This window comes from Cupriavidus sp. SW-Y-13, from assembly GCF_009793345.1.
Lineage (GTDB): Bacteria > Pseudomonadota > Gammaproteobacteria > Burkholderiales > Burkholderiaceae > Cupriavidus.
The window spans coordinates 2,351,284-2,369,886 of the sequence record NZ_WHLX01000002.1 but is presented as its reverse complement, the minus strand read 5'-3'; the positions used below and the strand labels follow the sequence as shown (position 1 = coordinate 2,369,886).

Here is an 18,603-nt window from a genome sequence, read left to right as displayed (position 1 = left end):
CATGAGCACGCCCGAAAATATCTCCGAACTCATGGAAGAATCGGTGTTGCCAGGTCAGATGGGCGGCAGGAAGCATTGCCGATTCTGCAAGCCCAAGGGGTACACATTCCTGCCACTGCGCTATGCCGTGGTGTGCAATGCTCCGGCCGGCCAATGGCCTGACCTGGCGTCGACACTGGGCGCAAATGTCACGGACAAGACCGTGGGCGAGTCGCGCTACGCCGTACGCCTGCTGCGTGAGGGCTACCTGTACGTGCTGGTCGAACGAAAGCGTGGTCCGCAATGGCAGGGCTACGCCGTCACCCCCGGCGGCATGCTGGCGCAGTTCCCGATCGGCTTTCCATCGCCGGCGCAGGTGCCATTCACGTGCGATCTGGCCACCGATGGTGTTGGCGCCTCTCTGGTCTCGATTGACCGGATCGAGGAAGTCTCGGCCATCCACATGCTGTTCTCGCCCGATATCGTGCCGGCGGCCATGCTCGAACAGCGCGCCAGGGACCGGCTCGGCATGCAGACCCTGTCCCCGAAGGGATGGAACGGGCAGGTTCACACGCTGCGGGCAAGCGAACTGACGCAATGGGTGGCCGAGTTCAAGCTGAATGAAGTCGACGCTGGCGACATCGCGGCAAACACGCTGCGACGAAAAGGACAGGTTCAGATCAATCGCCAGCTCTATCCCCTGATGGGTGGACCTGGGGTGGACGCGCCTGACTTCGACGCACACGGCCAGCGCCTCACGAACCTGATCAAAAGGCTGGAAGAAACAAAGTCACCGGCCGTGGTGCTGTGGGACCCCGTCGGCATCGCGCAGGAATTGAACCGCTCGATGCGCGCGGTCGAGGAAGACATCGAAGCGGTTATCAAACCGCAGGAATGGGCATTGCAGACTTCGTTTCGTATCGAAGGATTCAAGAACCATATCCTCACCCAACGGGTGGTGCCTCCCGGCAGCGCCGATTATGACCCGATCACTGCCACGGTGGCCCCCAACCCCGCCTATCTGCAGTGGAAGAAGAATCCGCAAGCCTGGGAACAGAACGCGCGAAAGGATGACTGGGCGCGCTACGAGTCCCGCTATGACGAAGCGGCGCGTACCAGATTGATCTCACAGTTCAACAATCAGCTCGGCTCGAAGTTCGCGGATGCGGAAAAGCGCTTTACTGACCTGAAATCGTGGATAACCAGCTCCGCGCTGCTTGACGCCCTGGATTGGTATGGCAAGAACGATGTGAATGGCGGCGTGCTGTTCGCGTATCAGGTGTCGCTGTGTACTTATGGCATGGGGATATCCAAGGGCGGGCAGGCGCTGCTGCGAGCGTGGGCCACGGATATGGAGATCAGGCGCGGCAATCTGATCAATCGTCAACTCCTGTTCAACCAGCAGGCTGCCACGGAGGACTTCAGGCGAATCGCGAAGAGTCTGCAGGGAAAGTCCGATATCGACACCGCTCACCTGCAAACGATGGTAGCGAATATTGTGGGGACGTTCGACAAGGCCGGGAGCATTGCCGCGTTGGCGGATCGCGGCAGGCTTCCACCGGGTATGGGCGGTGTAGCGGCCAAGTTCGTCGCTGGCGCCCAGCTCTGTTGCACCATCGGCCAGGCCGCCATCCAACCACTCAATGGTGCCATCACCAAGTTCTACGCGTTCCTGCTGTACCTGCGCGGCGGCGCCCACGCATTCATGCAGGGAATGACGGATATGGTGATTGGTGTGTTCAATGCCAGCTACGGTTCCAATCCAGGCGTCCACTACGACGAAGCGAATCGTATGCATCAGAAGCTCAAGGCAGCGAATCTTGATCCGAAGAACACCAACCTCGGGGCAGCACGCCTTGGGGCAGTGCTGGCGTTGATCGAACTCTGGAACCTCGGCAACAAGTTGCGCGCCGCGTCGGGCAAGGGTCTAAATACACGCGAGCGCCGGGAGTTGTACGCCGCCATGGCTGCAACTTCCGCAGCGGTTGCCATCACGAGCGCGAATCTGATGAAGGTGGTGCGCAACGGCTCGGCGTGGATCCAGCATCTGTCGCTGACCAACGGGATGCTCGGGGGGATGGCGGCGGGGCTGATGGCGGTGGAGGCGTTTGAGGATGCGACAGCGGCTCTCCTTGATGGTAGAGAGTTCGCGGCTACCGCATTGTTCGTTAAGAGCTTCCTGAACGGCGCTGCAGCACTCGGTTCGATATATGTTGGAGTGCTATACAGCGGACCTTTGTTACAAAGGGTGGGCAAGATTTTGGGGCCAAAGTTGCTTGGAAATGTCGTTGACGGGTGGGGCCAGAAAATCACCGCACATTCCCTACGGCCAATAGCACATCGCGTCCTTGCCGGTGTGGCGCTACGTACCGCAGCCGAAGCTCTGTCTGGCTTCTTTGGTTGGCTGCTAATCGGATATCAATTGAGCGACTTGATGCTCATGAGAGTACGAGACGATCCGATGCAGGTGTGGCTGACGCGATGCAATCTTCGCAAGCCAATCGAGACTTATCGAGGTCTCTTGGGAACCATGGTTCATGACAAGAGCGCTGGCAAGCCTTACGAAAGTTGGGACCAGGAAGACTATGAGTTTCAGAGCGCGATACAGGCGCTGATCCCTCACAACAGAAAGGGGGAACGGATCGGCAGACCTTTAATGCCGCACGCCGCGCCAGGAGGTCAGTGATGCTGGTCGAGGAAATCATTGCGATCGGCTTGAAGGAAGCCCCCGACGTCGATACCAGCCTGGATACCGGAGCGATGCCACATGAGGAGCGTGCTGCAGCGCGTCCGATTGCCAATGCGTCGGTATTCAAGAAGAACGATACCTATCTGGAAGTGTGCGGGCAGTTCGAGGCGCAACGTGGGATGTTTGGTTTCGCGGTTTCTGTTATTCCGCTTGGAGTGATCGGCTTTTTGAGCGATGGGGTACGCATCCTAGCGGTAAGCCTTGTAAAAGGAGTTACGGAATCGGGAGATGTCGTCGCCAGTCGAGGAGCGACCTTGTTCGTTCTAGTTCTCATGATTTTTCTGCTCAGCGCAGTGGTATGGGCGGTCAAACGGCTTGCCCTCCCCCTGCTCCGCAAAGACTACTTCACCACCCGTCGCACGCTCATCCGCTTTCATCGCGTCACTCGAAAGGTGTATGTCCATCAGCCCCCTCATGCCGGTGGCATCAACACCTACGACTGGGACGATGTCATCGCGACGCTGGACGACCACGAGCCAGAGAAAAGCAGCGGTCGGCTGATCATGGGCTGGGTCGACATGGAAGCCGCGCAAGCGCGTGGCCTGATTTTCGTGGGCCGTGCCGCAGGCAACGCTGCGCGTGGCCGCGCCTGGTGGGAATACATCCGCCGCTATATGGAGGAAGGACCCGACACGGTGCCGACACCTCGACTGCGACTATGGAAAGGCGTGTGGCCACATATGTCGCTTCTGGAAATCTTCTACCTATATCCCGAGCGGCTGTTGCATGGCGGTCCATTGTGGTGGATCTTGCTGCCTTGCCTTGCACCGATTGATCTCGCGCGTGCCGCACTACACTGGATTGCCATGCTGCTCTGCGTGGAGCCAAAGTTCCCGCCCGAGATCGAGCAAGCGGGACAAACCGTGTCAGTCGATGTCGTAGGGCGTCAGTGATGCTGGTCGAGGAAATCATTGCGATCGGCTTGAAGGAAGCCCCCGATGTCGATACCAGTCTGGATATCGGAGCGATGCCACATGAGGAGCGTGCTGCAGCGCGTCCGATTGCCAATGCGTCGGTATTCAAGAAGAACGATACCTATCTGGAAGTGTGCGGGCAGTTCGAGGCGCAACGTGGGATGTTTGGTTTCGCGGTGTGTGCGATCCCGATATGGCTTATTAGCAATTTCCTGTATTTCTGGTTTATCACAAGTGCCGATGTTATTCATCGTCTGTCTGTCAGTGGACAATCCATTCACGACGACGGTTCGAGCTCTCTCCTCGTATTTACGTCCTTGGCTCTGTGGGGGCTCGTATGGCTTTTCAAACTCGTCGCCCTCCCCCTACTCCGCAAAGACTACTTCACCACCCGCCGCACGCTCATCCGCTTTCATCGCGTCACTCGAAAGGTGTATGTCCATCAGCCCCCTCATGCCGGTGGCATCAACACCTACGACTGGGACGATGTCATCGCGACGCTGGATGACCACGAACCAGAGAAAAGCAGCGGTCGGCTGGTCATGGGCTGGGTCGACATGGAAGCCGCGCAAGCGCGTGGCCTGATTTTCGTGGGCCGTGCCGCAGGCAACGCTGCGCGTGGCCGCGCCTGGTGGGAATACATCCGCCGCTATATGGAGGAGGGACCCGACACGGTGCCGACACCTCGACTGCGATTATGGAAAGGCGTGTGGCCACATATGTCGCTTCTGGAAATCTTCTACCTATACCCCGAGCGGCTGTTGCATGGCGGTCCATTGTGGTGGATCTTGCTGCCTTGCCTTGCACCGATTGATCTCGCGCGTGCCGCACTGCACTGGCTGGCCATGTTGCTCTGCGTGGAGCCAAAGTTCCCGCCCGAGATCGACCAAGCGGGACAAACCGTGTCAGTCGATGTCGTAGGGCGTCAGTGATGCTGGTCGAGGAAATCATTGCGATCGGCTTGAAGGAAGCCCCCGACGTCGATACCAGCCTGGATACCGGAGCGATGCCACATGAGGAGCGTGCTGCAGCGCGTCCGATTGCCAATGCGTCGGTATTCAAGAAGAACGATACCTATCTGGAAGTGTGCGGGCAGTTCGAGGCGCAACGTGGGATGTTTGGCTTCGCGGTGTGTGTCATCCCGTTTGCAATGATCGGCGCTTGCATCTATGCGCTAGTTCTCTCGATCACAAAAGTTCTTCAACGCTTGTCTATGCCAGAAGATGCAGCAAGGTGGGAAGGTCTCATCCTATTCGTCACGGTTGTGTCGCTGACGCTATGCGGTCTTTTATGGTTTTCCAAATGTATCGTTCTTCCCCTACTCCGCAAAGACTACTTCACCACCCGCCGCACGCTCATCCGCTTTCATCGCGTCACTCGAAAGGTGTATGTCCATCAGCCCCCTCATGCCGGTGGCATCAACACCTACGACTGGGACGATGTCATCGCGACGTTGGATGACCACGAACCAGAGAAAAGCAGCGGTCGGCTGGTCATGGGCTGGGTCGACATGGAAGCCGCGCAAGCGCGTGGCCTGATTTTCGTGGGCCGTGCCGCAGGCAACGCTGCGCGTGGCCGCGCCTGGTGGGAATACATCCGCCGCTATATGGAGGAGGGACCCGACACGGTGCCGACACCTCGACTGCGATTATGGAAAGGCGTGTGGCCACATATGTCGCTTCTGGAAATCTTCTACCTATACCCCGAGCGGCTGTTGCATGGCGGTCCATTGTGGTGGATCTTGCTGCCTTGCCTTGCACCGATTGATCTCGCGCGTGCCGCACTACACTGGATTGCCATGCTGCTCTGCGTGGAGCCTAAGTTCCCGCCCGAGATCGAGTTCGCCGGGATCGAGAAAGGGGATTTGCAGATCATCTGCTCGCGAATGCCCTAAGGGTTTCCCCTCCCCCTGCATCCAAACCACCCCCTCCCGTGTAGAGCCTATGCAAACCCCGAAGTTTGCATCCTTTCGATGCTCGTCACCCTACCGGGAGTCCACCATGATTCGCAGCGTATTTTTCCCCGCCGCCGCCGCAGTTCTCCTTTCCGCCTGCGCCGCCAACAGCGGCAATATGTCGATGACGCCGCCCGCACCTGTCGCGGAAGCCATCCGTGTACCGGCCGGTAACAAAATGGCCATGCAGACCGTTGGCAGCGGTCAGTTGCTCTATGAGTGCCGTGTGAAAGCCAACACCCAGGCCGAACACGAATGGGTTTTCGTCGGTCCCACTGCCGTGCTGAAGGATCGTAGTGGCGCGACGGTTGGCAAGTACTACGGGCCGCCGGCTACGTGGGAATCGAGCGATGGGTCGAAGGTCACTGCTACGCAGGTGGCTACGGCGCCGGGCGGTGACGGAAACATTCCGCATCAACTGGTCAAGGCCAATCCGGCGATGGGCGCGGGCAGCATGATGGGCGTCACGTTCATCCAGCGCGTGGCCACAAAGGGTGGGGTGGCGCCGAGCATGCCGTGCTCCAGCGCCAATGTCGGGGCGAAGCAGACCGTGGGTTATCAGGCCGACTATCTGTTCTGGAAAGCGTCCTGAAATCGGCCGGGCGCCTGAAACGTGCGTTGGGCGGCTATGATGCGCCCATCGCCTCGTGACAAAGGGGCAGACCCAGGACGCCAATTTGGACACCGCTGCGCCTCGCATTCAGGATTTGTTCGATTACGCGGGCGCCCTTGCCGGTTGCGCGAAGCGTGATGCGGGGGCGCTGCGCCGCCTCTACGATCACGCCTCGCCCTATCTGCTGGGCGTGGCGTTGCGCATCGTCAGGGATCGGCAGACGGCCGAGGATGTCCTGCACGATGCCTTCCTGAAAATCTGGAACGCCGCCGGCAGCTTCGACGGCAACCGGGGCGAGGCGCGCGGGTGGCTGTTCTCGATCGTACGGCACGAGGCCCTGAACGTGGTGCGCAGTCGCTTGCGCACCGTAACGGTCGATGAGGACACCGCAGAGGCGCTCGATGCCGAGGCAGCACTGGCAGCGTACGGCGACGAGATCGATGCGGCGGAGCAGCGCGTGCTGGCGGGTCGTCTCGGTGATTGCCTGACCCAGCTCGACCCACCAAAGCGCGAGAGCATCCTGCTGGCCTATCTCGATGGTTGCTCGCATGCGGAAGTTGCCACCCGCCTGGGCGCGCCGCTTGGCAGCGTCAAGGCGTGGATTCGACGCGGCCTGCGCGCGCTAAAGGAGTGCATGCAATGAGTGCCGGCACCCCCGGTCCCGACGACCGAGAGCCAGACGATGCGCTGGATCAGCTTGCCGCCGAGTACGTAATCGGCACACTCTCCCAATCGCAACGCGAGGACGTGGAACAGCGCATGCGCTCCGATGCCGGATTCGCCGCAAGGGTGCGCGAATGGGAAAGCCGCATGCATCCGCTTACCGCACTTGCCGAGCCGGTGCAGCCTTCCGCTGCGCTGTGGCATCGCATCGCGGCCAGCGTCGGACTTCGCTCGATCAAAAAAGACAAGACAGAAAACTGGTGGAGCACACTGGCCGTGTGGCGCGGTCTCGCGCTTGGGGCATCCGCGTTTGCGGTGGTGTTGGGCGTCTTGCTGGGCTCGCAAGTCCTGGCGCCTGCGGGTCCGCGCTATGTCGTGGTGCTCGCCGAGCCGCGCGACAAGACGCCGGGCTGGCTGATCCAGGCGTCGTCCGACCGCACGTTGTCGCTGGTTTCACTGTCATCGCAAGCCGCGCCGAGTGGGCGCAGCCTGCAGTTCTGGACCAAGGCCGATGATTGGGCGGGGCCGGTATCGCTGGGACTTGTACGTCCCGGCCAGCGGCTGGAGATCCCGATCAACAAGTTGCCGCCACTGCAGCCAAACCAGTTGTTCGAGATCACGCTGGAGCCGCCCGCCGGATCACCGACCGGACGACCCACCGGACCCATTCTCTACATCGGCCGCGCGATCCGGGTCGGTTGATCGCGCCCGCTCACGCGGTTTCCGGCACCGATGGGGCAGCCTGTGCGATAGCGGTGCTGCCGGCTTCCTTTCGATGAACCAGTCGATATAGCACTGGCAGCACCAGCAACGTCAGCGCGGTTGAGGACAGGATGCCGCCGATCACTACGGTCGCCAACGGACGTTGCACCTCGGCCCCGGTTCCCGTGGCAATCGCCATCGGCACAAATCCCAGCGATGCCACGAGCGCGGTCATCAGCACAGGGCGCAGTCGCGTCAGCGCGCCGGTACGCACCGCATCGTCGAGACTGTGTCCATCCTCACGCAACGAGCGGATGAACGACAACATCACCAGTCCGTTCAGCACGGCAACCCCGCATAGCGCGATAAAGCCCACCGCCGCCGAGATCGACAACGGAATGCCGCGCAGCCACAGCGCAAGAATGCCGCCCGTCAACGCGAACGGAATACCCGTGAACACGAGCAGGCCATCCTTGAGGTTGTTGAACATCGCGAACAGCAGGATAAACACCAGCAGCAGCGCCACGGGCACCACCACCTGCAGACGCTGTTTCGCAGACTGCAGTTGCTCGAAAGTGCCGCCCCACGTGGTCCAGTACCCGGCTGGCAGCTTGACCTGACTCTGGATCGCGCTCTCTGCTTCCGGCACGAACGAGCCGATATCCCGGCCGCGCACGTTTGCACTGACCACGATCCGGCGCTTGCCGTCCTCGCGCGAAATCTGGTTGGGGCCTGGCGCCATGTCGAGCGTCGCAATCTCGCTCAGCGGAATAAACGTGGTGCGTGCATCGGCTGCGCTACCCTTCGGCAGCGGGATCGGCAACCTGCGCAGCGCTTCGATGTCGGCACGTACTGCCTCCGGCAATCGCACGACGATATTGAAGCGTCGATCCCCCTGGAAGAACAGACCCGCTTCGCGTCCGCCGATGCCGACTGCCACGGCGTCCTGCACATCGCTCATGTTCAAGCCGTAGCGCGCGGCCTTGTCGCGGTCGATGTTCACGGTCAACATCGGCAGCCCGGTGGTTTGCTCCACCTTGACCTCCTGTGCGCCTGCTATACCTTGCAGCACCGTCGCCACCTTCTTCGCGGTCTCGTCGAGCACCTCGTTGTCGTCGCCGAAGATCTTCACAGCCACATCGGAACGCACGCCCGAGAGCAACTCGTTGAAGCGAAGCTGGATCGGCTGCGAGAACTCGTACGCATTGCCGGGAATCTTGCCCGCTTCCTCGCGGATGGCCGCCAGCAGTTCGGCGTGTGTCTTCTTTGGCTTCGGCCAGTCCTTCTCTGGCTTGAGCATGACGTAGCCGTCAGAGATATTCGGCGGCATCGGGTCCGACGCAATTTCCGCCGTACCCGTGCGTGCAAAGATGCGTTCGATCTCCGGGAATTTCGCTTTCAGCGTGGTTTCGATGGTCTTCTGCATCTCGACCGATTGCGTCAGGCTCGTGGCCGGAATGCGCAGCGCCTGAATCGCCATGTCGCCTTCATTGAGGTTGGGAATGAACTCGCTGCCGAGCCGCGTGGCAATTGCCAGACAGAACACCACCGATACACCGGCGAGCGTCAGTACCACCGGCGCATTCGCCAGCGAGCGCTCCAGCAGCGGTGCATAGCGCGCCTTCGCCCACAGCATGAGCCGGTTCTCTTTCTCCGCCACGCGATTGCCGATGAACAGCGCCACCGCAGCCGGCACGAACGTGACCGAGAGAATCATCGCGCCGAGCAGCGCCAGCACCACCGTGAAGGCCATCGGATGGAACATCTTTCCTTCCACGCCCGTCAGCGCGAAGATCGGCAGGTAGACGATCATGATGATCAACTGACCGTACAGCAGCGGACGACGCGCCTCGCGCGCAGCGGCGAACACTTCCTCGAATCGCTCGGACCGTGTGAGCGGCCTGCCTTGCACCCCTTGTGCGTGCGCGAGCCGCCGCACGCAGTTTTCCACGATCACGACCGCGCCATCCACGATGATCCCGAAATCGAGCGCGCCAAGACTCATCAGGTTCGCACTGATGCGGTAGTGCACCATGCCCGTGAACGTGAACAGCATCGACAGCGGAATGACGAGCGCCGTAATCAGCGCCGCGCGCACATTGCCGAGGAACAGGAACAGGATCACGATGACCAGCACCGCGCCTTCGAGCAGGTTGTTCTTGACCGTGGCAATGGCCTTGTCCACCAGCTTGGTGCGGTCATACACCGTCACGATCTGCACACCGTCCGGCATCGTGCGGTTGATGGATGCCACGCGCTCGTCCACCGCCCGCGACACTGCGCGGCTGTTCTCGCCGATCAGCATGAACACCGTACCGAGCACCACTTCCCTGCCGTTGTCGGTGGCCGCGCCCGTACGCAGTTCGCGGCCGATTTCGACGTTGCCGATATCGCGGATGCGGATCGGCTGGCCCTGTGCCGTGCCGACGATCACGTTGCGGATATCGTCTTCCGATTTCACCTGGCCCGGCGCACGCACCAGATACTGCTCGCCCCGTCGCTCGATATAGCCCGCACCAACGTTGTCGTTGTTGCGCTCCAGCGCGGTCACCACATCGCCGAGCGTCAGCCCATACGACGCCAGACGCTCAAGGCTTGGGGCCACGAGGTACTGCTTGTCGAAGCCGCCAATCGTGTTGATTTCGGTAACACCCGGCACGGTACGCAATTGCGGCCGCACCACCCAGTCCTGCAGCTCGCGCAGATCGGCGAGCGTGTAGCGCGTGCCGTCCGCCTTGCGCGCGCCTTCATCGGCTTCCACAGTCCACAGATAGATTTCCCCAAGGCCCGTGGAGATGGGGCCCATCGCCGGCACCACGCCCGGTGGCAGGTTGCCCTTTGCCTCCTGCAGCCGCTGGTTGACCAACTGCCGCGCGAAGTGGACATCCGAGCCATCCTTGAAGATCACCGTGATCTGCGACAGCCCGTAGCGCGACAGCGAACGCGTCTGCTGCAACCCTGGCAGGCCGGCCATCACGGTTTCGAGCGGATACGTCACGCGCTGCTCGGTCTCCAGCGGGGAATATCCAGGGGCCGAGGTGTTGATCTGCACCTGCACATTGGTGATGTCGGGCACCGCATCGATGGGCAAGCGTGAATAGTTGTAGACACCGAGCGCGGCCATGGCAAGCACGGCCAGCAACACCAGCCATCGCTGCTCGATGGCGAACCGGATCAGACGTTCGAACATGGCGTGCTCCCGGTTCAGTGGCTATGCTCGGCGCTGGACTTGCCGAGTTCGGCCTTCAGCACGAAGCTGTTGGCCGTGGCGATGCGTGCGCCGGCATCGAGTCCTTCCACGATTTCGACGATCTTGCCGTTGGTGCGTCCGACCTTCACGGCGCGCATCGTGAATCCGTCCGGCGCCGAGAGGAACACCACGGTCTTCCCTTCCACTTCCTGTATGGCATCGGCCGGTACGGCAACGGGCACGTCCACGGCGGCACCGATCACGCGGACCGTGACGAACAAGCCCGGACGCCATGCCATTTGCGGATTGGTGAGCGTCACGCGCGCCTTGGCGGTGCGCGTCTGTTCACCGAGCAGCGAGCCCACATACGACACCGTGCCCTCGGCCTTGCCATCGAACGCGGTCGAACGAACCTCGACCTTCGCGCCAAGCCGCACCCGGTCGAGATCCTGCGCCGACACCACGAACTCCGCCCATACCGCCGAGAGATCCGACAGCGTGAAGACGTTCGTGTTATCCGCCACGGCCTCGCCCAGCGAGATGTGCTTCTCCACGATCATGCCGTCGAACGGCGCGCGCAGTTCATAGCGATTCAGTGCCGACGAACTGGTCGATGCGCCCACCGCCGTCAGTTTCTGCTGCGCGTTCTGCACCGCGATCTGCGCCTCCTGCAGCGCGTTGCGCGCCACGAGGTAATCCTGCTCCGCGGAAATCTTCCCTTCCCAGAGCTTCTTTTCCCGATCATGCGTGGTGCGTGCCAGTTCCAGGCGCCGCTGCGCCGCCAGCAGCTCGCTGCGCTGATCGGACAGCGTGGTGCTGGCGAGCACGGCAAGCACCTGTCCTTTCTTTACCTGCTGCCCGATGTTCGCGGGTACGCTTTCGACTACCCCTGCGAGCCGGGGCACAACGTGCGCAGTGCGATCCTCGTTGAAGCGGATTTCGCCGGGAAATTCCACGCCCGATGACACCTGCGCCGGGCCTGCCGCCGTCACGACGATGCCTGCCTTGGCTACCTGCTCGGCAGTCAGCGCGATCTTGCCCGGTGTCTCAGCGACTTCCTTGCGTTCGCCGTGATCCTTGTGTCCCTTCTCTTCCTTGCCGTGCTGCGCCTTGTCGTCGTGCTTCTCGTCGTGCGCGTGCTCCTTCTCGTCATGCGCATGCTCTTTCTCGTGTGCATGCTCCTTCTCGTGCGCATGCTCGTCGTCGTGCCCGCCGCTACTGCCGCCGATGTTCGTGAACAGCGCAGCGCCAGTGGCGAGCGCCCCTACCAGGATGATTGCCGCGATGGCGGTCTTTTGCTTCTTCGTGATTGCCATGATGAATTCCGTCTGAACGTACGCCGCGTTAGTGTCCGAGGATGCGATCGATCGTCGTCGCGGACTGGTAGGTCTGGCCCAGCACGCCGAGATAGCGGATGCGAGCCTGGAACAGGGTGCGCTGCGCGTCGAGCACATCCAGATAGCTGAACTTGCCTGCATCGAAACCGATGGTCGCCGCGTGGAACGCCTGCTCGGCAGCGGGCAGTACGGTGTCCTTGAGCGTCCGCGCCGAATCCCGCGACACGGAAAGCTGGTTCGACGCCTGCAGCAACGTGCGCGATAGCGCGATGCGATTGGCGAGATACTCGTCCTGCGCCTTGTCCGCCTGACGGATCGCCTGATACAGGTTGCCCTGGTTGCGGTCGAATAGCGGCAAGGGAATCGCCACGCCGATGACCGCCATATTGCGGTTGGCATCGTTGTCGCGCTTGGCGCCGAGGCTCAGCGTGAGGTCGGGATACTGGCGGCTACGTTCCACGCCCACCACCGCCTCGCGCCGATCCAGTTCCGCGCGGCTCATCACCACGAGCGGCGAGTCGTCGAGCGCCTTCTGCAAGGCGGCCGGTGCGGGCCGGGATGGCAACGCATCCAGATCGCCCTGTGCTTCGGAGAATTGCGGCGCCGTGTTGCCCCAAAGTGCCGACAGCGACTGACGCGCCGACATCAGGCTCGCGGTGGCTTCGGCCAGTTCCAACTCGGCATTGGCCTGCTCCACGCGCGCCTTGGTCTCGTCGACCGGTGAAATCTTGCCAGCCGCCACACGCCGCGCCGCCGCCTGCGCGCCGCGCCGCGCGATATCTGCCGATCCGTTGGCGAGCTTCACGCGCTCCTGCGCAATCAATACCGAGAAGAACGATTCGATAACCTGCGCGCGGATATCGGCGCGGACACTCGCCAGACTGGCCTGCGCTACCTCGCGTGCGCGTTCTGCCGCGCCGATGCGCGCGGAGCGCTTGCCACCCAGTTCAATGGGGATATTGGCCTGCGCGGTAGTGCTGCGCGTCGACTTGCGCGTGTCTTCCATGCTTGCCGAGATTTCCGGATTCGGAATCGTACGGGCCTGCATGATGCCGCCCTCGGTGGAGTCCAGCTCCTTGCCGGCCGCCGACAGCGTAAAGTTGCTGGCCGCCGCCAGCGAGAGCGCGGCATCGAGGCCGAGCGGTCCGGCACCTTCCACGGGGGAGGCGACGGATACGTTCGCGGGCGCCTGCGCCATCGCAGGCATCGAGATCAGAAACGGGCTATGAAATACGGCCGCCAGCCCAAGCGGCGTGAGGATTCTTCGCATCGAATTGCACCAGGAAAAATGACTGGGAAATTCGGCGAAACGACTCGGAATTGTGAAGGGTGCGTCTCGCCGTTAAACGAGACGAAGCCACTGCGGACGATCCGGCGCGGTGGGGCCGCGCGAAGAGAAGGGCCAGACGTGCGGGGGAATGCTCACGTCCTGGAACCGCGCATCTCCGCTATCCACGAACGTGCCAAAGGCCAGCGGGACCGAAACGATGTGGCAGACGCCACAGTCAGTATCGGCAACCCCGGCCTTTTCCTTCTCCGAATCCCCCTGCGCGGCCTGATGACGATGATCGTGATGTCCGAGATGCCACGACGCCACTGCCGATTCGTGCTGGCAATAGCGAGCCGCTGCCGCCCAGGAAAACTGGAACGGCAAAACGAGCAACAGACAAATCAGAAAAAATCGACGCATCCAGCTGGAGGTTTGAGAAGAGGGTCGGCGCAAGGATACCGCAATCCGGATACCCGCCGCATTACGATATGGCGACAACCGCGCGCCTCAAGGGCTACACAGCCAGTCGCGGCGCCTGCGTGCGCGAGCGCAGCGCAAAGCCGATCTGGATCGCACCCACGGTCAGCCCCAGACCGGCGCCGATCTTCCATGCCATCGAATAGTTCGACATCAGGTCGTACAGCCATCCGCCGCCAAAAGCGCCGATAAAGCTGCCAAGCTGATGGCTGAAGAATGCCACCCCGGCGATCATCGCCTGCCACCGCAGCCCGAAGGTCTGGGCGATCCACCCTTGCACCAGCGGCGACACACCAAGCCAGAGAAATCCCATTACCGACGCGAAGACCATCGTGCTGCCGGGCGTCGGCAGGGTATGGAAGAACCAGATGAATCCGACCGACCGGAGCATGTAGATGCAGCCGAGCAGCAGCAGCTTGTTCACGCGTCCGCCGGCCCATCCGAAGAACAGGCTGCCCAGTACATTGAACCCGCCGATCAGGCCCAGCGCCTGCGCGGAGAGCATGGGGTCCATGCCGCAGATATCGAGATAGGCAGGCAGGTGCGTGGTCAGGAACACCAGTTGCATGCCGCAGACCGTGTAGGCGAACGCCATGACGAGGAAAGGCGGATGGCGCAGCGCGCTCATCAGCGCCTGGCGTCCGCTCTGTTCTGCCTGTCGGGCATCGAGCGGCGGGCGCGATTTGTCGACACGACCCGCTGCCCATGCGGCGGGCAGCATCACGAGCGCCAGCACGACGAACGCTGCCACGCCCATGCGCCAGCCCCAGTCCTGCGTGATCGCCTGGCCGATTGGCGCAGCGAGCATCGCACCCAATGATCCGGATGCGGACACGAAGCCCAGCACCATGCTGCGCATCTGTGGCGATACGGCGCTCGACGCTGTGGCCATCGCCATGGCTGTGCCCGTCGTTGCCATGGCGGTGCCGATCAGCAATCCGGCACCGATGATCACGAACAGCAGCGAATGCGCGGACGCCAGCAGCACAAGGCCCAGCAGATACAACGCGGAACCACCGACCATCAGCGGACGAAACCCGACGCGCACCGCCAGCGCACCGGCAATCGGCTGCAGGATGCCCCATGTGAGATTCTGGATCGCTACGGCAATGGTGAAGTCACCCACCGAGATTCCGACGTCACGCGTCAGCGGCGGCACGAAGATTCCCAGGCTTTGTCGCAGGCCCATGGCGAGGGACAACATCACGGATGCGCCAATGAGAATAGGCAACACGGGGCGCAGGGAAGACAGCCGAGACATGACGGGAAGCTCCGTGGGGGCGGGGCGGAATGCGAAGTTCCCGATTTTGCAGCAAATCGCGTAGATGCGTTATTGGCGACAACGCGTAGGGGGTGTTGCCTGGCAGTATGGAACGCGGATTTTGACTTTCTCCCCTCTCCCGCGAAGTGGGAGAGGGGCGGGGGAGAGGGTTTGCAGTGCAAATTGAGACGTGTTGGTGATTGCACCGCCGGCCCTCTCCCCCAACCCCTCTCCCGCATGGCGGGAGAGGGGAGCAAACCGTAGGGGAGCGCATAGCGACGGGCGAAGGTAAAACTCACCCGCCCCGCAACACCGTCCTGAATCCAATATGCGAAGTCGGCAGATCCCGTTCCGCGGGCTCCCTCGCCGATGCGCGATAGCGAACACAAAAATCCGGCGCGCAGAGGAACGACCCACCCTTGATCACTGCCATCCGCGTATCGCGAGCCCTGCGCGTCGATTGCGCGGCCACATACGCCGTATCCCCGTTCGCGTGCGACTGGCGCGGCCCGGTATAAACATCGCCCGTCCATTCCCACGCATTCGCAATCATGTCGTAGAGCCCGAACGCATTGGCCATATAGCAACCCACCGGCGCCAAACCATCGAAGCCATCCTTCGCGCTATTCAGCGTCGGAAAAATGCCCTGCCAGTAGTTTGCAGTGGGCACACCGTTGGCATCGTTCGGCATCGTTTCCAACGCAGGCCCGGATTCGCCGGCTTTTGCTGCGTACTCCCATTCATCCTCGGTCGGCAGATCACGACCGAGCCACGTTGCATAGGCGCGCGCATCAGCCTGCGTCACCAGTGTGACCGGCTGATTGTCCTTGTCCTCGATCGATGACGTCGGGCCCGAAGGATGTCGCCAGTCCGCGCCGCGCACCATCGACCACCATGCGTAGGGGCGCGATTGCAGTTCTTCGCCGCTCGGCTTGTGAAAGACCACGGCTTCACCCGCGCGCTCCGCATCGGTGACATAACCCGTGGTCTTTACGAACGCGGTGAACTGCGCGTTGGTGACTTCCGTGCGGTCGATCCAGAAATCGCGCACGCGGACTTTGCCCGCTGGTCTTTCATCAGGATAGCCGAGCGTGGTGCCCGGTACGTACTCGCCGCCGCGTACATGTGCCATGCCGGCCGTGCGCGCCTTGCGCCAACCCTGTGGTACGCCACTGTAGCCCGTGCACTGGCCGGGCGTGCCAAGCGGAGCCGAAGCATGCAACGGTACGGCGCGCACGGCAAGCGTGGCCGCCGCCCCCACGGCGAACGCGCCAAGCACCACCCACGCCACTGTTTTTCTCATCGCACACTCTGCACCGGATGACAGGAAGACCGCCATGCTAAGAAGCCACGCGCGCGCCACTAACGAATGATTTCGGCTATCGATATTCGTGCAGCGCAGCACATCTCGCGCTTGACGCCCGTGCGCGGCACGCTATATAACGACGGCGTGGGTAGAAGCGGTCGATTGAACAGCAGCGGCGCAATGCCGTGACGTTCATCTGGAGATTGCTCACTGACGGAGTTCCTGTCAGTGGCGCGTTCGACCAGGCCGGTCCCACCTCCCTGACACGACTCCCTGTCTTTCACCAGAGTCATCGTTAGGGGATCTCAATGATCATCGACACCAGCTGTTATCCGACCAACCTGGTCGACCTGGCCTGGCGGCACGACGGCGATCCGTTCACCGGCGAGCGTCTCATCCAGATGATGGATGGCCCGTTCACGATCAATGGCAAGCCACGCCGCATCGACAAGGCGTTCATCCAGCCGCCGCAAGGCAACACCATCTACACGTACACCGATGGCGAGAAATCCGGCGCCGAATCGATCGACGCGTACATGGGCTACACGCGCGAGATGGTGGCGAAATATCCGGACCGTTTCATCGGCTGCTTCGTCTACAACCCGCGCTGCGGCGTGCAGAACGGCGTCAATGCCATCGAGCACTACGTGAAGCACCTGGGCTTCAAGATGGTCCAGTTCCAGGCCAACATGCACGCCTACCGCCCGGACCGCGCGCTCGACTGGCTGCGCCCCGCGCTGCAGAAATGCGCCGAACTCGGCGTCATGGTCAAGCTCCACACCGGCGACGGACCCTACAGCATTCCCACGGAATGGGTGCCGATGATCAAGGAGTTCCCGACCGTGAACTTCATCATGGCTCACTTCGGTGTGCAGACCGGTGGCGTGTACTGCTTCGAGCCGTTCCAGATGGCCATGGACATGCCCAACGTCTATTGCGAATCCGGCTGGTGCCTGCAATCGCGCATCGTCGAGTTTGCCAAGGTGCTGCCGAAACACAAGATCCTGTTCGGTTCCGATACGCCGCCCAACGAGCCCGGCATGTGGCTGCGCCTGCTGGAAGTGCTCTGCTTCGAGCCACCGCAAGGGCTCAATCTCGATGAGGACACGCTCGAGGACTACCTCGGCAACAACGTCGCCCGCATGATCGGCCTTGAGCCGACGCCCGTACCGCGCACGCTGGAAGAAGCGAAAGCGCGCCTGGCTGCATGACGTTCCCACGCAAAACGAGATTTCGACGGAGCACACGAACATGATCATCGACACCCATCTGCACCCCACCAACCTCGTGGACGAAGCATGGCGGCATACGGGCGAGCCCTTCAACGGCGAGCGCATGCTCAAGATGATGGACGGCCCCTACATGATCAACGGCAAGCCGCGCCGCATCGACATGGGCTTTATCCAGCCGCCGCCCGGCAACACGGGTTATCGCGACGGCAATCGCCGCGGCCGCGAAGGTATTCGCGACTACATGGCCTACGTGGCGAGCCTGTGCCAGAAGTACCCGGATCGTTTCATCGGCAACTTCACGTTCAATCCACGCTGGGGTCCGGAAGAAGGCGCGCTGGAACTGGAGTTCCATATCAAGGAGTACGGCTTCAAGATGCTGAAGCTGCACGCCAACATGCACGGCTATCGCCCTGATCGCGCGCTGGACTGGTTGCGCCCGGCGATGAAGGTCTGCGCCAAGTACAACATCGTGGTGCTGATTCACACCGGCGACGGTCCGTACACGATTCCGACGATGTTCTATCCGGTCATCCGCGAGTTCCCGATGGTCAATTTCATCATCGGGCATTTCGGCATCCAGACCGGCGGCAACTATTCGTTCGAGGCGTTCTGGATGGCGATGGATACGCCGAACGTGTACTGCGAATCGGGCTGGTGCTTCCAGTCACGCATTGTCGAGTTTGCGCGTCAGTTGCCGCGCGACAAGATCGTGTTCGGCACGGATACGCCGCCGAACGAGCCGGGCATGTGGCTGCGCGAGCTGGAGATGCTGTGTGGCCCCGCGCCGCAGGGCATGGATCTCGACGAGGACGGGCTGGAAGACTACATGGGCAACAACATCGCGCGACTGGTGGGAATCGAAACCACCGCACCGCCGAAGACGCAGGAAGAAGCCCAGGCACGTCTGAAGGACACCTACGCCAGCACGCGCTGATATGCGCTAAGCATGCGCTGAT

15 protein-coding genes are annotated in these 18,603 nt (G+C 61.9%); 9 read left to right on the top strand and 6 right to left on the bottom strand.

The genetic code is table 11. The features are described from left to right. Position 1: 1 nt before the first annotated feature. The 7 genes from GA566_RS26100 (at position 2) to GA566_RS26070 (ending at position 7,574) form a co-directional block, all read left to right on the top strand. Positions 2–2,665: a T6SS effector BTH_I2691 family protein gene (locus GA566_RS26100; RefSeq protein WP_160474449.1), complete on the top strand. Its 2,664-nt coding sequence runs from the start codon at positions 2–4 to the stop codon at positions 2,663–2,665. Continuing rightward, the gene (locus GA566_RS26095) at positions 2,665–3,621 is read left to right on the top strand and encodes a DUF6708 domain-containing protein (protein WP_160474448.1); all 957 of its coding nucleotides are present in this window, start codon (positions 2,665–2,667) and stop codon (positions 3,619–3,621) included. The genes GA566_RS26100 and GA566_RS26095 overlap by 1 nt, the downstream gene beginning before the upstream one ends. Further along, positions 3,621–4,574, top strand: coding sequence for a DUF6708 domain-containing protein (locus GA566_RS26090; protein ID WP_160474447.1), 954 nt, complete (start codon positions 3,621–3,623; stop codon positions 4,572–4,574). The genes GA566_RS26095 and GA566_RS26090 overlap by 1 nt, the downstream gene beginning before the upstream one ends. Beyond that, positions 4,574–5,536, top strand: a complete 963-nt coding sequence (locus tag GA566_RS26085) for a DUF6708 domain-containing protein (RefSeq protein WP_160474446.1) — start codon at positions 4,574–4,576, stop codon at positions 5,534–5,536. Before GA566_RS26090 ends, GA566_RS26085 begins: the two co-directional genes overlap by 1 nt. A gap of 106 nt (positions 5,537–5,642) precedes the next feature. Beyond that, positions 5,643–6,188, top strand: coding sequence for a DUF3455 domain-containing protein (locus GA566_RS26080; protein ID WP_160474445.1), 546 nt, complete (start codon positions 5,643–5,645; stop codon positions 6,186–6,188). 85 nt (positions 6,189–6,273) lie between these two features. Further along, on the top strand, positions 6,274–6,852 hold the full coding sequence (locus GA566_RS26075) for a sigma-70 family RNA polymerase sigma factor (protein ID WP_137927347.1): 579 nt from the start codon (positions 6,274–6,276) through the stop codon (positions 6,850–6,852). Then, a complete protein-coding gene (locus tag GA566_RS26070; RefSeq protein ID WP_160474444.1) occupies positions 6,849–7,574 on the top strand; it encodes an anti-sigma factor domain-containing protein in 726 nt (241 codons plus the stop codon). Before GA566_RS26075 ends, GA566_RS26070 begins: the two co-directional genes overlap by 4 nt. Positions 7,575–7,584: 10 nt before the next feature. Here GA566_RS26070 and GA566_RS26065 read toward each other — a convergent pair whose 3' ends face one another. The 6 genes from GA566_RS26065 to GA566_RS26040 all read right to left on the bottom strand — a co-directional run bounded on the left by GA566_RS26065 (position 7,585) and on the right by GA566_RS26040 (position 16,412). After that, a complete protein-coding gene (locus tag GA566_RS26065; RefSeq protein WP_160474443.1) occupies positions 7,585–10,764 on the bottom strand; it encodes a CusA/CzcA family heavy metal efflux RND transporter in 3,180 nt (1,059 codons plus the stop codon). A 14-nt stretch (positions 10,765–10,778) separates the two neighbouring features. After that, on the bottom strand, positions 10,779–12,080 hold the full coding sequence (locus GA566_RS26060; RefSeq protein WP_160474442.1) for an efflux RND transporter periplasmic adaptor subunit: 1,302 nt from the start codon (positions 12,078–12,080) through the stop codon (positions 10,779–10,781). A gap of 28 nt (positions 12,081–12,108) precedes the next feature. After that, positions 12,109–13,308, bottom strand: coding sequence for a TolC family protein (locus GA566_RS26055; RefSeq protein WP_370459373.1), 1,200 nt, complete (start codon positions 13,306–13,308; stop codon positions 12,109–12,111). Between the two features lie 135 nt (positions 13,309–13,443). Then, complete coding sequence (czcI, locus tag GA566_RS33630; RefSeq protein WP_137927342.1) at positions 13,444–13,791, bottom strand: cation efflux protein, CzcI family; 348 nt, start codon at positions 13,789–13,791, stop codon at positions 13,444–13,446. 94 nt (positions 13,792–13,885) lie between these two features. Then, positions 13,886–15,109: an MFS transporter gene (locus GA566_RS26045; RefSeq protein ID WP_160474440.1), complete on the bottom strand. Its 1,224-nt coding sequence runs from the start codon at positions 15,107–15,109 to the stop codon at positions 13,886–13,888. Positions 15,110–15,404: 295 nt separating this feature from the next. Continuing rightward, positions 15,405–16,412, bottom strand: a complete 1,008-nt coding sequence (locus GA566_RS26040; RefSeq protein WP_160474439.1) for a formylglycine-generating enzyme family protein — start codon at positions 16,410–16,412, stop codon at positions 15,405–15,407. Between the two features lie 311 nt (positions 16,413–16,723). On the opposite strand from GA566_RS26040, the gene GA566_RS26035 reads away from it, so the two are divergent. Both GA566_RS26035 and GA566_RS26030 read left to right on the top strand, forming a co-directional pair. Beyond that, positions 16,724–17,626, top strand: a complete 903-nt coding sequence (locus GA566_RS26035) for an amidohydrolase family protein (protein ID WP_137927339.1) — start codon at positions 16,724–16,726, stop codon at positions 17,624–17,626. Positions 17,627–17,666: 40 nt separating this feature from the next. Then, a complete protein-coding gene (locus GA566_RS26030; RefSeq protein WP_160474762.1) occupies positions 17,667–18,581 on the top strand; it encodes an amidohydrolase family protein in 915 nt (304 codons plus the stop codon). Positions 18,582–18,603: the final 22 nt, after the last annotated feature.

Excerpts from the sequence above, each read along its gene's own strand:
- GA566_RS26100 (WP_160474449.1), top strand. The coding sequence starts at position 2 with ATGAGCACGCCCGAAAATATCTCCGAACTCATGGAAGAATCGGTGTTG.
- GA566_RS26095 (WP_160474448.1), top strand. The coding sequence starts at position 2,665 with ATGCTGGTCGAGGAAATCATTGCGATCGGCTTGAAGGAAGCCCCCGAC.
- GA566_RS26090 (WP_160474447.1), top strand. The coding sequence starts at position 3,621 with ATGCTGGTCGAGGAAATCATTGCGATCGGCTTGAAGGAAGCCCCCGAT.
- GA566_RS26085 (WP_160474446.1), top strand. The coding sequence starts at position 4,574 with ATGCTGGTCGAGGAAATCATTGCGATCGGCTTGAAGGAAGCCCCCGAC.
- GA566_RS26080 (WP_160474445.1), top strand. The coding sequence starts at position 5,643 with ATGATTCGCAGCGTATTTTTCCCCGCCGCCGCCGCAGTTCTCCTTTCC.
- GA566_RS26070 (WP_160474444.1), top strand. The coding sequence starts at position 6,849 with ATGAGTGCCGGCACCCCCGGTCCCGACGACCGAGAGCCAGACGATGCG.
- GA566_RS26065 (WP_160474443.1), bottom strand. The coding sequence starts at position 10,764 with ATGTTCGAACGTCTGATCCGGTTCGCCATCGAGCAGCGATGGCTGGTG.
- GA566_RS26060 (WP_160474442.1), bottom strand. The coding sequence starts at position 12,080 with ATGGCAATCACGAAGAAGCAAAAGACCGCCATCGCGGCAATCATCCTG.
- GA566_RS26055 (WP_370459373.1), bottom strand. The coding sequence starts at position 13,308 with ATGCCTGCGATGGCGCAGGCGCCCGCGAACGTATCCGTCGCCTCCCCC.
- czcI (WP_137927342.1), bottom strand. The coding sequence starts at position 13,791 with ATGCGTCGATTTTTTCTGATTTGTCTGTTGCTCGTTTTGCCGTTCCAG.
- GA566_RS26045 (WP_160474440.1), bottom strand. The coding sequence starts at position 15,109 with ATGTCTCGGCTGTCTTCCCTGCGCCCCGTGTTGCCTATTCTCATTGGC.
- GA566_RS26040 (WP_160474439.1), bottom strand. The coding sequence starts at position 16,412 with ATGAGAAAAACAGTGGCGTGGGTGGTGCTTGGCGCGTTCGCCGTGGGG.
- GA566_RS26035 (WP_137927339.1), top strand. The coding sequence starts at position 16,724 with ATGATCATCGACACCAGCTGTTATCCGACCAACCTGGTCGACCTGGCC.
- GA566_RS26030 (WP_160474762.1), top strand. The coding sequence starts at position 17,667 with ATGATCATCGACACCCATCTGCACCCCACCAACCTCGTGGACGAAGCA.